At 72.3% G+C, this 12,563-nt stretch carries 11 protein-coding genes; 7 read left to right on the plus strand and 4 right to left on the minus strand.

Going from position 1 to position 12,563, the window contains the following annotated elements; genetic code table 11:
* The first annotated feature begins 8 nt into the window (after window positions 1-8).
* From mutA to AC07DO_RS08100, 4 genes are read left to right on the plus strand one after another with little or no spacing between them, the layout of a single operon-like run.
* The gene (gene mutA / locus AC07DO_RS08085; protein ID WP_479057811.1) at window positions 9-1,859 is read left to right on the plus strand and encodes a methylmalonyl-CoA mutase small subunit; all 1,851 of its coding nucleotides are present in this window, start codon (window positions 9-11) and stop codon (window positions 1,857-1,859) included.
* The gene (gene scpA, locus AC07DO_RS08090; protein ID WP_479057812.1) at window positions 1,859-4,060 is read left to right on the plus strand and encodes a methylmalonyl-CoA mutase; all 2,202 of its coding nucleotides are present in this window, start codon (window positions 1,859-1,861) and stop codon (window positions 4,058-4,060) included. The genes mutA and scpA overlap by 1 nt, the downstream gene beginning before the upstream one ends.
* Before the next feature lie 23 nt (window positions 4,061-4,083).
* On the plus strand, window positions 4,084-5,085 hold the full coding sequence (meaB, locus tag AC07DO_RS08095) for a methylmalonyl Co-A mutase-associated GTPase MeaB (RefSeq protein WP_479057813.1): 1,002 nt from the start codon (window positions 4,084-4,086) through the stop codon (window positions 5,083-5,085).
* Between the two features lie 43 nt (window positions 5,086-5,128).
* Window positions 5,129-6,190, plus strand: coding sequence for an enoyl-CoA hydratase/isomerase family protein (locus AC07DO_RS08100; RefSeq protein WP_479057814.1), 1,062 nt, complete (start codon window positions 5,129-5,131; stop codon window positions 6,188-6,190).
* 66 nt (window positions 6,191-6,256) lie between these two features.
* Here the strand turns inward: AC07DO_RS08100 and AC07DO_RS08105 are convergent, their stop codons facing one another.
* The 3 genes from AC07DO_RS08105 to AC07DO_RS08115 are packed head-to-tail and all read right to left on the minus strand — an operon-like array spanning window position 6,257 to window position 8,451.
* The gene (locus AC07DO_RS08105; RefSeq protein ID WP_479057815.1) at window positions 6,257-6,712 is read right to left on the minus strand and encodes a hypothetical protein; all 456 of its coding nucleotides are present in this window, start codon (window positions 6,710-6,712) and stop codon (window positions 6,257-6,259) included.
* A 48-nt stretch (window positions 6,713-6,760) separates the two neighbouring features.
* Complete coding sequence (locus AC07DO_RS08110) at window positions 6,761-7,507, minus strand: ABC transporter permease (protein ID WP_479057816.1); 747 nt, start codon at window positions 7,505-7,507, stop codon at window positions 6,761-6,763.
* A gap of 2 nt (window positions 7,508-7,509) precedes the next feature.
* Window positions 7,510-8,451 (minus strand): ABC transporter ATP-binding protein, encoded by a 942-nt coding sequence (locus AC07DO_RS08115; RefSeq protein ID WP_479057817.1) that lies wholly within the window; start codon window positions 8,449-8,451, stop codon window positions 7,510-7,512.
* Between the two features lie 109 nt (window positions 8,452-8,560).
* On the opposite strand from AC07DO_RS08115, the gene AC07DO_RS08120 reads away from it, so the two are divergent.
* From AC07DO_RS08120 to AC07DO_RS08130, 3 genes are all read left to right on the plus strand, one after another.
* Window positions 8,561-9,778 (plus strand): sensor histidine kinase, encoded by a 1,218-nt coding sequence (locus tag AC07DO_RS08120; RefSeq protein WP_479057818.1) that lies wholly within the window; start codon window positions 8,561-8,563, stop codon window positions 9,776-9,778.
* A gap of 14 nt (window positions 9,779-9,792) precedes the next feature.
* Window positions 9,793-10,455, plus strand: a complete 663-nt coding sequence (locus AC07DO_RS08125; RefSeq protein ID WP_479057819.1) for a response regulator transcription factor — start codon at window positions 9,793-9,795, stop codon at window positions 10,453-10,455.
* Between the two features lie 97 nt (window positions 10,456-10,552).
* Entirely contained in the window at window positions 10,553-11,710 is a 1,158-nt protein-coding gene (locus AC07DO_RS08130) for an ROK family transcriptional regulator (protein ID WP_479057820.1), read from the plus strand.
* A 40-nt stretch (window positions 11,711-11,750) separates the two neighbouring features.
* On the opposite strand, the gene AC07DO_RS08135 is transcribed toward AC07DO_RS08130, so the two are convergent.
* Window positions 11,751-12,512, minus strand: coding sequence for a GntR family transcriptional regulator (locus tag AC07DO_RS08135; RefSeq protein ID WP_479057821.1), 762 nt, complete (start codon window positions 12,510-12,512; stop codon window positions 11,751-11,753).
* Window positions 12,513-12,563: the final 51 nt, after the last annotated feature.

A 12,563-nucleotide genomic window follows, 5' to 3' on the forward strand; every position in this document is an offset into this window, starting at 1 on the left:
ATCGGGGCATGACGGTCCTGCCTGACGACGGGCTTTCGCTGGCCGCCGAGTTCCCTGATGCGACCCATGAGCAATGGCACCGCCTGGTGGAAGGCGTGCTGCGCAAGTCGGGTAAGGACGTATCGGGGACGGCCGCAGAGGAAGCACTGTCCACCGCCCTCGAGGACGGGCTCACCACCCGCCCCCTGTACACCGCGCGCGACGCCGCGCCCGACGCCGGGCTCCCCGGCTTCGCCCCGTTCGTCAGGGGTTCCGTTCCCGAGGGCAACACCCCGGGTGGCTGGGACGTCCGGCAGCGGTACGCGAGCGCCGACCCCGCGCGCACCAACGACGCCGTCCTCACCGACCTGGAGAACGGCGTCACCTCCCTCTGGCTGACGGTGGGCCCCGCCGGCCTTCCGGTCTCCGGCCTGGAGCGCGCCCTCGACGGCGTCTACCTCGACCTGGTGCCCCTCGCGCTCGACGCGGGCGACCTGGCCGAGCCCGCCGCACGGGAGCTGCTGCGCCTGTACGAGGCCGCGGGCATCGCCGACGACGCGGTGCGCGGCACGCTCGGCGCCGACCCGCTCGGGCACAAGGCCCGCACCGGGGACGAGGTGGCCTCCTTCGAGGGCGTCGCCGAGCTGGCCCGCCTCTGCGGCGAGCGCTACCCCGGATTGCGCGCCCTGACCGTGGACGCCCTGCCGTACCACGAGGCGGGCGCCTCCGCCGCGCAGGAGCTCGGTGCCTCGCTCGCCACCGGCGTCGAGTACCTGCGCGCGCTCTACGAAGCCGGCCTGAGCGTCGACAAGGCTTTCGCGCAGCTGGAGTTCCGGTTCGCGGCCACCGCCGACCAGTTCCTCACCATCGCCAAGTTGCGGGCCGCGCGCCGCCTCTGGGCGCGCGTCGCCGAGGTGTCCGGGGTGCCGGCCGCCGGGGCGCAGCGGCAGCACGCGGTGACCTCGCCCGTGATGATGACCCGCCGCGACCCGTGGGTGAACATGCTGCGGACGACCGTGGCCTGCCTGGGTGCGGGCGTGGGCGGCGCGAACGCCGTCACGGTCCTGCCGTTCGACCACGAGCTCGGTCTGCCGGACGCGTTCGCGCGCCGCATCGCCCGCAACACGTCGACGATCCTCCTGGAGGAGTCGCACCTGGCCCGTGTCATCGACCCGGCGGGCGGTTCCTGGTACGTGGAGCGGCTCACCGACGAACTCGCCCACGCCGCCTGGGACTTCTTCAAGGAGATCGAGCGCGCGGACGGGCAGGCCGCGGCCCTGCGCTCCGGGCTCGTCGGCGACCGGATCGCCGCGACCTGGGCGGAGCGCAAGAAGAAGCTGGCAAAACGCCGTGAACCCATCACGGGAGTCAGCGAGTTCCCGCTGCTCACGGAGCGTCGGGTGGAGCGCGAGAGCGCCCCCGCCGCGCCCTCCGGCGGTCTGCCCCGGGTGCGCCGCGACGAGGCGTACGAGGAGCTGCGCTGCCGCTCGGACGCCCACCTGGAGACGACCGGCGCCCGGCCCAAGGTGTTCCTCGCCGCGCTCGGCGCAGCCGCCGCGCACACCGCGCGGGCGACGTTCGCCTCGAACCTCTTCATGGCGGGCGGGATCGAGCCCGTGCACGACCCCGTGTCGGTGGACGCGGAGACGGCTGCCGAGGCGTTCGTCGCGAGCGGTGCCACGGTGGCGTGCGTCTGCTCCAGCGACGCGCTCTACGCCGAGCAGGCCGAGGAGGTCGCGCGAGCCCTGAAGGACGCGGGCGCGCTGCGCGTGTTCCTCGCCGGGCGCGGGGAGTTCACCGACATCGACGAGTACGTCTTCGCCGGCTGCGACGCGGTCGCCGTGCTCACCTCCACCCTCGACCGCATGGGAGTGGCGTAATGCGGATCCCCGAGTTCGACGACATCGAGCTGGGCACGGGCGGCGGTCCGGCCCCCTCGGCCGAGCAGTGGCACGCCGCCGTCAAGGAGTCCGTCGGCAAGTCCGAGGCCGACCTGCTGTGGGAGACGCCCGAGGGCATCGCGGTCAAGCCGCTGTACACGGGTGCCGACGCGGAGGGCCTCGACTTCCTGGCGACCTACCCGGGCGTGGCCCCGTACCTGCGCGGTCCTTACCCGACGATGTATGTGAACCAGCCGTGGACGATCCGGCAGTACGCGGGCTTCTCGACCGCCGAGGAGTCCAACGCCTTCTACCGCCGCAACCTCGCTGCGGGTCAGAAGGGCCTGTCGGTCGCCTTCGACCTGCCGACCCACCGCGGCTACGACAGCGACCACCCGCGCGTCACCGGTGACGTCGGCATGGCGGGCGTCGCCATCGACTCGATCTACGACATGCGGCAGCTGTTCGACGGCATCCCGTTGGACAGGATGACGGTGTCGATGACGATGAACGGGGCCGTGCTGCCCGTTCTCGCGCTGTACATCGTGGCGGCCGAGGAACAGGGCGTACCGCCGGAGAAGCTGGCCGGGACCATCCAGAACGACATCCTCAAGGAGTTCATGGTCCGCAACACCTACATCTATCCGCCGAAGCCCTCGATGCGGATCATCTCCGACATCTTCGCGTACACCTCGCAGAAGATGCCGCGCTACAACTCGATCTCCATCTCCGGGTACCACATCCAGGAAGCGGGCGCGACGGCCGACCTGGAGCTCGCGTACACCCTGGCGGACGGTGTGGAGTACCTGCGCGCCGGTCGGGACGCGGGGCTCGACGTGGACGCGTTCGCGCCGCGGCTCTCCTTCTTCTGGGCGATCGGCATGAACTTCTTCATGGAGGTCGCCAAGCTCCGCGCGGCGCGCCTGCTGTGGGCGAAGCTGGTCAAGCAGTTCGACCCGAAGAACGCCAAGTCCCTTTCCCTGCGCACCCATTCGCAGACATCCGGGTGGTCGCTGACCGCGCAGGACGTGTTCAACAACGTGACGCGCACGTGCGTCGAGGCGATGGCGGCGACGCAGGGGCACACGCAGTCCCTGCACACGAACGCCCTGGACGAGGCGCTCGCCCTGCCGACCGACTTCTCCGCGCGCATCGCCCGCAACACGCAGCTGCTCATCCAGCAGGAGTCGGGGACGACCCGGACGATCGACCCGTGGGGCGGCAGCGCCTACGTCGAGAAGCTCACGTACGACCTGGCCCGGCGTGCCTGGCAGCACATCGAGGAGGTCGAGGCGGCGGGCGGCATGGCGCAGGCCATCGACGCGGGCATCCCGAAGCTCCGCGTCGAGGAGGCCGCGGCGCGCACGCAGGCCCGCATCGACTCGGGACGCCAGCCGGTCATCGGCGTCAACAAGTACCGGGTGGACAGCGACGAGCAGATCGACGTCCTGAAGGTCGACAACTCCTCGGTGCGCTCCCAGCAGATCGCCAAGCTGAAGCGGCTGCGCGAGGAGCGCGACGAGGCGGCCTGCCAGGACGCGCTGCGCGCCCTGACCACGGCGGCCGAGCGCGGTCCCGGCCAGGGCCTGGAGGGCAACCTGCTGGCGCTCGCGGTCGACGCGGCCCGCGCGAAGGCGACGGTCGGTGAGATCTCCGACGCACTGGAGAAGGTGTACGGGCGGCACGCGGGCCAGATCCGTACGATCTCCGGTGTGTACCGCACCGAAGCAGGCCAGTCCCCGTCCGTCGAGCGCACGCGCACGCTCGTGGACTCCTTCGACGAGGCCGAGGGGCGCAGGCCGCGCATCCTGGTCGCGAAGATGGGCCAGGACGGGCACGACCGCGGCCAGAAGGTCATCGCCACCGCCTTCGCCGACCTGGGCTTCGACGTCGACGTCGGCCCTCTCTTCCAGACCCCGGCGGAGGTGGCGCGCCAGGCCGTCGAGGCGGACGTGCACATCGTGGGCGTCTCCTCCCTCGCCGCAGGTCACCTCACCCTCGTACCGGCACTGCGCGAGGAGCTGGCGGCCGAGGGCCGCGAGGACATCATGATCGTCGTGGGCGGCGTCATCCCGCCGCAGGACGTCGAGGCGCTGCACGAGGCGGGTGCCACGGCGGTGTTCCCGCCCGGCACGGTGATCCCCGACGCGGCGTTCGACCTGGTGAGGCGTCTGGCGGCCGATCTCGGCCACGAACTGTGAGTCGGTGAGCGGCGGGAAAAGCCATGCCTGTGACGATCGACATCGATACGTATGTGAAGGGCGTCCTCGACGGGAAGCGCGCGTACGTCGCGCGGGCCATCACCCTCGTCGAATCGACGCGGCCGCAGCACCGCGCGCTGGCGCAGCAGCTGCTGACCGAGCTGCTCCCGCACAGCGGGCGGGCGCGGCGGGTCGGCATCAGCGGGGTGCCGGGCGTGGGCAAGTCCACGTTCATCGACGCGCTGGGCACGATGCTGACCTCGCTGGGGCACCGGGTCGCGGTGCTCGCGGTCGACCCGTCCTCGACGCGCACGGGCGGTTCCATCCTGGGCGACAAGACCAGGATGGAACGGCTCGCGCTGGATCCCGCGGCTTTCGTACGGCCGTCTCCCTCGGCGGGGACGCTCGGCGGGGTCGCGAAGGCCACGCGCGAGTCCATCGTGGTGATGGAGGCGGCGGGGTACGACGTGGTGCTCGTGGAGACCGTGGGCGTCGGGCAGTCGGAGACCGCGGTCGCGAACATGGTCGACACGTTCCTGCTGCTGACCCTCGCCCGCACCGGCGACCAGCTGCAGGGCATCAAGAAGGGCGTACTGGAGCTCGCGGACGTCATCGCCGTGAACAAGGCGGACGGCCCGCACGAGCGGGACGCGCGCTCGGCGGCACGCGAACTGGCGGGCGCGCTGCGGCTGATGCACCCGGCCGACGCGGCGTGGACTCCCCCGGTGCTGACCTGCAGCGCCCGCGAGTCCAGCGGTCTCGACACCCTGTGGGAGCGGATCGAACAGCACCGCGCCCTGCTCGACTCGACGGGCCGCCTCGCCGCCAAGCGCCGCGACCAGCAGGTCGACTGGACCTGGTCGATGGTGCGCGAGGAGCTCCTCGGCAGGCTCCTCGGCCACACGGAGGTCAAGCGGCTCGCCTCGGACCTCGAACAGCGCGTCCGCGAGGGCACCTTGACGGCCACGTCCGCCGCCGAGCAGATCCTCGACGCGTTCCAGGGCGGCGACCGCGACCGTCCCTGACCGCAATCCGCGTACGCCTCACGTGAACGGAGCCACCCGCACCATGAACGCCACGCCCGACCCGCCAGTCGATGCGCCTGTCCTGCAACGCCGCGAGGGCCGCGCCGGGCACCTCGTCCTGAACCGGCCGCGGGCCATCAACGCCCTGAACCACGACATGGTCCGGATCATGGCGGAGGCCCTGGACACGTGGGAGCGGGACGAGTCGGTGGCGACGGTCGTGGTCACCGGCGCCGGGGAGCGCGGACTGTGCGCGGGCGGCGACATCCGCTCGATCCACGACGACGTGCGCGCGGGCCGCGCGGCGGCGTCGGCGGCGTTCTGGCACGACGAGTACCTCCTCAACGCGCGCATCGCCCGCTTCCCGAAGCCGTACGTGGCCGTGATGGACGGCATCGTGATGGGTGGCGGCGTCGGCGTCTCCGCGCACGGGGACGTCCGGGTGGTCACCGAGCGGTCGCGGGTGGCGATGCCGGAGACGGGCATCGGCTTCGTGCCCGACGTGGGCGGGACGTACCTGCTGACGCGGACGCCCGGTGAGCTCGGCACACATCTGGCGCTGACGGGAACGCCGGTGGGCGCGGCCGACGCGCTGCTGTGCGGGCTCGCGGACCACTACGTGGCCTCGGAGCGGCTGCCGGAGTTCACCGCGGCGCTCGCCGACGCGGATGCGTCGGAGGTCGTGCGCGCGTTCGCGGCCACGGCTCCGGCCGGTGAACTGGCGGCCCACCGCGAGTGGATCGACCGCTGTTACGCCGCGGACTCCGTCGAGGAGATCGTGGACCGGCTGCACGCCACTGGCGATCGGCACGCGAAGGAGGCGGCCGAGACGATCCTGTCCAAGTCCCCGACCTCCCTCAAGGTCACACTGGCCGCGCTGCGCAGGGCGCGTGAACTGCCCACCCTGGAAGCGGTCCTCGAACAGGAATACCGCGTGTCCTGCGCCGCACTGGCCTCACCCGACCTGCCCGAGGGCATCCGGGCCCAGGTCGTCGACAAGGACCGCAGGCCGCGCTGGTCGCCCGCCGAGCTGTCGCGGGTGACGGAGGCGGATGTGGCCCGCTTCTTTGCGCCGACGGGCACGGGCTCGCTCGGCCTCGTCTGACCGGCGCGCTCGGCCTCCTCCGACGGACGCACTCGCCCTCGTCTGACGGTCTCGCCCTCCCCCGTCTCACGGTGGGTCCGTCTCCGTGACCACGGCCAGCAGCTGGAACGGCAGTTCCTTGTCCCACTGGGCGACACCGAGGGCTATCCAGCGGCCGTCGACCTGCCACAGGTGCAGGTCGGGCACGCAGGAGCTCAAGTGGGCCCACGGCTCCGGTATCTCCTCGTCCGCGTCGCCGAAGTCCGCCGCCGTGGTGCGTTCGAAGAGACTCGCGAGGCTGAACTGCTGGGGCGGCCCCCAGCGGTCCGCCAGGAGCACTGTCAGGGCGTCGCGCTCGGCGTCGTACTGCTCCTCCGCGAGGTGCCACCGTGTGCCGTCGTCCTCCCAGAAGGTGTCACTCGTGAGTAACTCCGCGATGTGGAACCCGGGGCCCTGGGAGCCGTGCTCGGACCTGCCGTGCTCCGAGGGGAACTCCCGGGAGCGCAGCAGGTCGATCACGGCGAGATGGTGTGCGCTGCTCATGACGTCCAGTAAAGCGGGCGCCACTGACAACGCGTCATGCGTCGTGCGTCACGCGTCGCGGCGGCGCACCGCCCACCAGCCGGCGAGCAGCACGGCGGCCGTCCAGGCCGCGCTCACCGCGAGCCCGGCCCACGGGCCGAGGCCCCCGGTCGGGGTCTCGTGCAGCACCTGCCGGCCCGCCTTGTCCGGCAGGTATCCGGCGGCACCGTCCGCCACGTCGCCGACCACGAAGGACACGATGAGCGTGAACGGAATGAGGATGCTGAGGACGGCGACACCGCTGCGCAGAACGGCTGTCAGACCCGCCGCGAGCAGCGCCATCAGCGCGAGGTAGATGCCGCCGCCGACGCAGGCCCGCACGGCGCCGGGGTGACCGAGCCCGATCGCGTACTCCCCCATGAAGGCCTGGCTGGTCAGGAAGGTGGCGAAGCTGGTGACGAGTCCCGCGAGCAGCGCGAGACCGCCGATGACCATCATCTTGGAGCCGTAGAAGAGCCCGCGGCGCGGCACGGCGGCGAGCGAGACGCGCAGAGCGCCGCTCGTGTACTCCGAGGACACCGCGGTCGTCCCGAAGCTGATCGCCGCGATCTGGCCGAAGTTGAAGGCGTAGAAGGCGTCGAAGAGGGGCTCGGCGTCGGGGTTGTCGGCCTCGGCCTGGCCGATGGTCGCGGAGGCCAGCACGGTGATGGCGAGGGTGGCGGCGAAGATGACGAGCAGCGAGACCAGGCTCGACCGCAGCGACTTGATCTTGATCCACTCGGCGTGGGTGACGGGCAGTACGGCGGAGTTCGCCATGATCAGGCCTCCTGGCGGGATGCGGGGACGGTGGTGTCGCCAGCCGTGAACTCGGCCTCGTCGGCCGTCAGGGCGAGGTAGGCCTGTTCCAGGGAGGTCTGTTCGTCGGCGAGTTCGAGCACCTGGATCCCGGCGCCCGCGGCGATCGCCCCGACCTCCTCGGCCTTCGCCCCTTCGACCGTCCAGCGGCCCTCGGCCGAGGCCCCGAGGACGTACCCCCGGCCGGACAGCAGTTCATGGAGCAGGTCCGGGTCGGTCGTGCGCACGCGGACCCGCGCCTGGCTGTGCGACGCGATGAACTCGGTCATGGGGTCGTCCGCGAGCAGCCTGCCGCGTCCGAGGATGACGAGGTGGTCGGCGAAGGTCGCGGTCTCGTTCATGAGGTGGCTGGAGACGAGGACCGTGCGGCCCTCCTCGGCCAGGCGCCGCAACAACTCGCGGATCCAGATGATGCCTTCGGGGTCGAGGCCGTTCGAGGGCTCGTCCAGCATCACGACCCCGGGATCGCCGAGGAGCGCGGCGGCGATGCCGAGGCGTTGCCGCATGCCCAGCGAGAACGTCTTGATCCGCTTGTCCGCGACGGTTCCGAGCCCCGATGCGTCGAGGACCTCGTCCACACGCCGCGCGGGGAGGCGGTTGCTGACCGCGAGGGCGAGGAGGTGGTTGCGGGCGGTGCGCGAGCCGTGGGCCGCCTGGGCGTCGAGGAGCGCCCCTACGTGGCGCAGCGGTTCGGCGAGTTCGGTGTAGCGGCGGCCGCCCACCGTGGCCGTGCCCGAGGTGGGGCGGTCCAGGCCGAGGACGAGGCGCATGGTGGTCGACTTGCCGGCGCCGTTGGGGCCGAGGAATCCGGTGACCCGGCCGGGGCGGACGCTGAACGTGAGGGCGTCCACGGCGCGGGTCGTGCCGTACTCCTTGGTCAGGTCTTTGACGTCGATGCTGGTCATGGGCATCAGCCTGGCCGTTGCCGCCCCGCCGGGTCTTCCCCCGCCCGGGGAGGCCGTCTCCCCCTCACGGGGGAGTCGTGCGGTGCGGGTGGCCTGGCACGATGGCGCCATGCCCGGCTTCTTGAGACCGCTGACCCGTGCGGTCACGTACACGCGCTGGCTGCACATCTTCCTGGGCTCGGCCCTTGCGTGGGTGATCGCCTCGATCTATCCGGGGCTCTCCGAACCCTCCTCCGTCGACTGGGTGCTCGTCGGGGTCACCCCCGTACCCCTGCTGGTGACGGCCGCCCTGGTGCCCGTCATCCGCAGGGCCGAGGGGTTGCAGGCCCGGATGATGCTGTTTCCCGGTCGCCACGCGCCCGTGGCGGGCGGCGAGGTGGAGGAGTCCGGCATCTCCGTTGCCCCTTCGGCCTCCTGGCGCGACCGGGTACGGACCGCCGTATGGCTGGTGTTCCGCCTGGAGACGGGCATCGCCCTGGTTCATGTGACGGGCCAGCTCATCGGGATGGTCTTCGCCTTGACGGGTGCGAACGACCAGTCCCCGGAGACGGACGGTCTGCTGCTCACCCCGCCCGACACGGCCTGGATCAAGCCGCCGCTGAGCCTCCTGCTCGTCCTGGCGGAGCTCGGCGTACTGCTGGCGGCGGGCCACCTGACGGCCGTGGTGGCCCGGCGCCTGCTCGGCCCCTCCCCCGCCGAACGCCTCGCCGTCATGGAGGAACGCACCGAGCAGCTCCTCGAACGCAACCGCATCGCACGCGAACTGCACGACTCCATAGGGCACGCCCTGACCGTCGCCGTCGTCCAGGCGGGCGCCGCGAGGGCGGCCTCCGACCCGGAGTTCACCGCCCGCGCCCTGGAGGCGGTGGAGGAGACCGGGCGCGCCGCGCTGGAGGACCTGGAGCGGGTCCTGCGCGTGCTGCGCGAGGACGAGCAGCCGGTGAGCGGACGGCCGACGCTCACCGACGCCGACCGGCTGCTCCAGTCGGCGCGTGCCTCGGGCGCGAGGATCGACGTCGAGGTGACGGGTCCGGTGGAACGGCTGCCGGGTCCCGTCTCCCGCGAGGGCTACCGCATGCTCCAGGAGACGCTGACCAACGTCCTGCGCCACTCCGGACCCGTGCCGGTGCGCCTGCGCATCGCCGTGGACGACGGCCGCCTGGTGATGAACGTGCGCAACGCGCTGCCGAGCGCCACAGGGTCGACGGGGCGCGGCGGCAGCGGACTCCGCGGCATCCGGGAGCGGGCCACCCTGCTCGGCGGCCGGGCCACCACGGGACCGGACGACGGTGAGTGGCAGGTACACGTCGAACTACCCCTGAAATGATCTACGCTGGCCGGATGCCGGTCACCGTGCTCCTCGTCGACGACGAACCCCTCGTACGCGCGGGCCTGCGTGCCGTCCTGGAGGCGCAGCCGGACATCCGCGTGGTGGGCGAGGCGGCGGACGGCGCGGCGGTGATCCCCCTCGTCCGCGAGCTGCGCCCCGACGTGGTCGCGATGGACGTCCGCATGCCGCTGCTCGACGGCATCGAGGCGACCCGCGCGGTGCTGCGTACCGTGCCGGATCCGCCGAAGATCCTGGTGGTGACGACCTTCGAGAACGACGAGTACGTGTACGAGGCGCTGCGCGCGGGCGCCGACGGATTCCTGCTGAAGCGCGCCAGGCCCGCGGAGATCGTGCACGCGGTGCGGCTCGTCGCCGAGGGCGAGTCGCTGCTGTTCCCCGCCGCGGTCCGCCAGCTGGCCGGCGAGTACGGCGCGGAGCGGGGCAATCCGCAGGCCAGGGACACTTTGGAGAAGGCCGCGCTGACGGAACGCGAGGCGGAGGTGCTGCGGCTGATGGCGCGCGGTCTGTCGAACGCCGAGATCGCCGCCCGCCTCGTCGTGGGCACGGAGACGGTCAAGTCGCATGTGAGTGCCGTCCTCGCGAAGCTGGGGGCGCGGGACCGGACGCAGGCGGTCATCGCCGCGTACGAATCCGGTTTCGTCGCACCGGGGTGACGGCCCTGTGTGCGGTGCGGGCGGGCCCGGCTCTCGCCGCCGTACCGTCCTGCGAGTACGATCCGGCCATCACGCGCACGAGCTGGGAGGACGGACGTTGGGGCAGCTGAGCGGCGGGGACCCCTCTCTGTTGCGGCGTATCAACTCCGCGGTGGTGCTGCACGCACTGCGCGCCGCGGACTTGGCGACGCTCACGGAGATCACCCGCGCGACCGGGCTCTCCCGGCCCACCGTCGAGGGGGTCGTCGAAGGGCTCATCGAGGCCGGGCTCGTGGTGGAGTCGGCGGCGGAGGACGGCGGCGCGCGGCGCCAGGGCCGGCCCGCACGGAAGTTCCGGTTCCGGGCGGAGGCGGGACATCTGCTCGGTCTGGAGATCGGTCCGCACCGGGTGGCCGCCGTGCTCTCGGACCTGGACGGCAAGGTGCTCGGGGCGGCGTCGAAGGCTGTCTCCGCGGAGGCCTCCGCGGACGACCGGCTCGAACGTCTGCGTACGGCGGTCGCCGAGCTGCTGCGCCGCGCCGGGATCGCCCGCAGTTCGCTGCGGGCCGTCGGGGTGGGCAGCCCCGGCATTCTGGACGCGGACGGCACGGTGCGGCTGAGCACGGCGCTGCCCGAGTGGACGGGGCTTCAGCTGGGTGAGCGGCTGCGCCGGTCGTTCAAGTGCCCGGTCCTGGTGGAGAACGACGCCAACGCCGCGGCCGTGGCCGAGCACTGGAAGGGCGCGGCGACCGACACGGACGACGTGGTGTTCGTCCTCGCGGGGCTGAGCCCGGGGGCCGGTTCGCTGATCGGCGGGCGGCTGCACCGGGGTTACGGCGGCGCGGCGGGCGAGATCGGCGCGCTGCACCTGCTGGGCCGGGAGGTCACTCCGGAGACGCTGCTCTCGACGACGGACGAGCCGTTGCACCCCTTGGACGAGCAGGCCGTCGCCGACGTGTTCGCGCACGCGCGCGAGGGCGACGAGCGGGCGCGGGCCGCCGTGGAGCGGTTCATCCAGCGGCTCGTGCACGACGTGGCGGCCCTGGTCCTCGCCCTCGATCCGGAGCTGGTCGTCGTGGGCGGCTGGGCGGCGGGGCTCGACGGTGTGCTGGAGCCGCTGCACCGGGAGCTGGAGCGCTACTGCCTGCGGCCGCCTCGGGTGGCACTGTCGATGCTGGGCGAGGCGGTGGTGTCGACCGGGGCGCTGCGGCTGGCGCTCGACCATGTCGAGGAGCAGCTGTTCGCCGTCGAGGGGACCGTCACCGCGCGACGGTGAAGGCCCCCTCGACGAAGCGGACGGTGCGGGCCGGGCGACGTCAGGAAGCGCGACGCTCCGTGTCGTGGTGGATCTCCACGCCGCCCGAGTCCCCGAACGTGAGGCGGCAGGTGTCGGCGCGGTAGGTGGCCACCGAGACCGCTGCCGTGCGTCCCTCGGTGAAGAAGCGGGTCGTCACGACGAGCACCGGCGCGCCGGGCAGGCGGTCGAGGGCCTTGGCGTCGTCCGCACGGGCCGAGCCGAGCTCGACGGCGCGGTCCTGTCCTTCGAGGCCGAGCCGGGACAGCTCGCGCAGGACGACACGCGCGCGTGCCGCACCGGACGGCTCGTCCATGCCCGTCAGTTCGGCGACCGAGGACGTGGGCACGTACAGCAGCTCGGCGGCCACGGGCTGGCCGTTCGAGACGCGGGTGCGGCGCACCACGTGCACCTGTTCGTCCACGGAGGTCGCAAGCATCCGGGCGACGTCCGCCGGCGGGACCGCCGGGGCGCAGTCCGCGGGCTGCCAGGCGTCGCCGACCGCGCCCGGCCACGAGCCCTGCGCCGATCCGACGGCCACGCCCATCCGCGGCGGAGCGACCGTGGTGCCCACTCCGCGGCGGCGCTGCAGCCTGCCTTCGAGTTCGAGCTGTTCGAGAGCCTGCCGGAGAGTGGCGCGGGCGACACCGAAGCGGGCGGCCAGGTCGCGCTCGTTCGGCAGGATCTCGCCGACGGAGAATTCGGAGTCGAGCGCCTCACTGAGCACGGTCTTCAGATGCCAGTACTTCGGCTCCGGCACCGTTTCGAGCTGCGTGGTCCCCACCCTGTCCTCCGCAATCGCCGTGACCGGCGGCGTTTTAGCGCCCTTGTTTAT

The sequence above is a fragment of the Streptomyces sp. NPDC045678 genome (assembly GCF_056432085.1).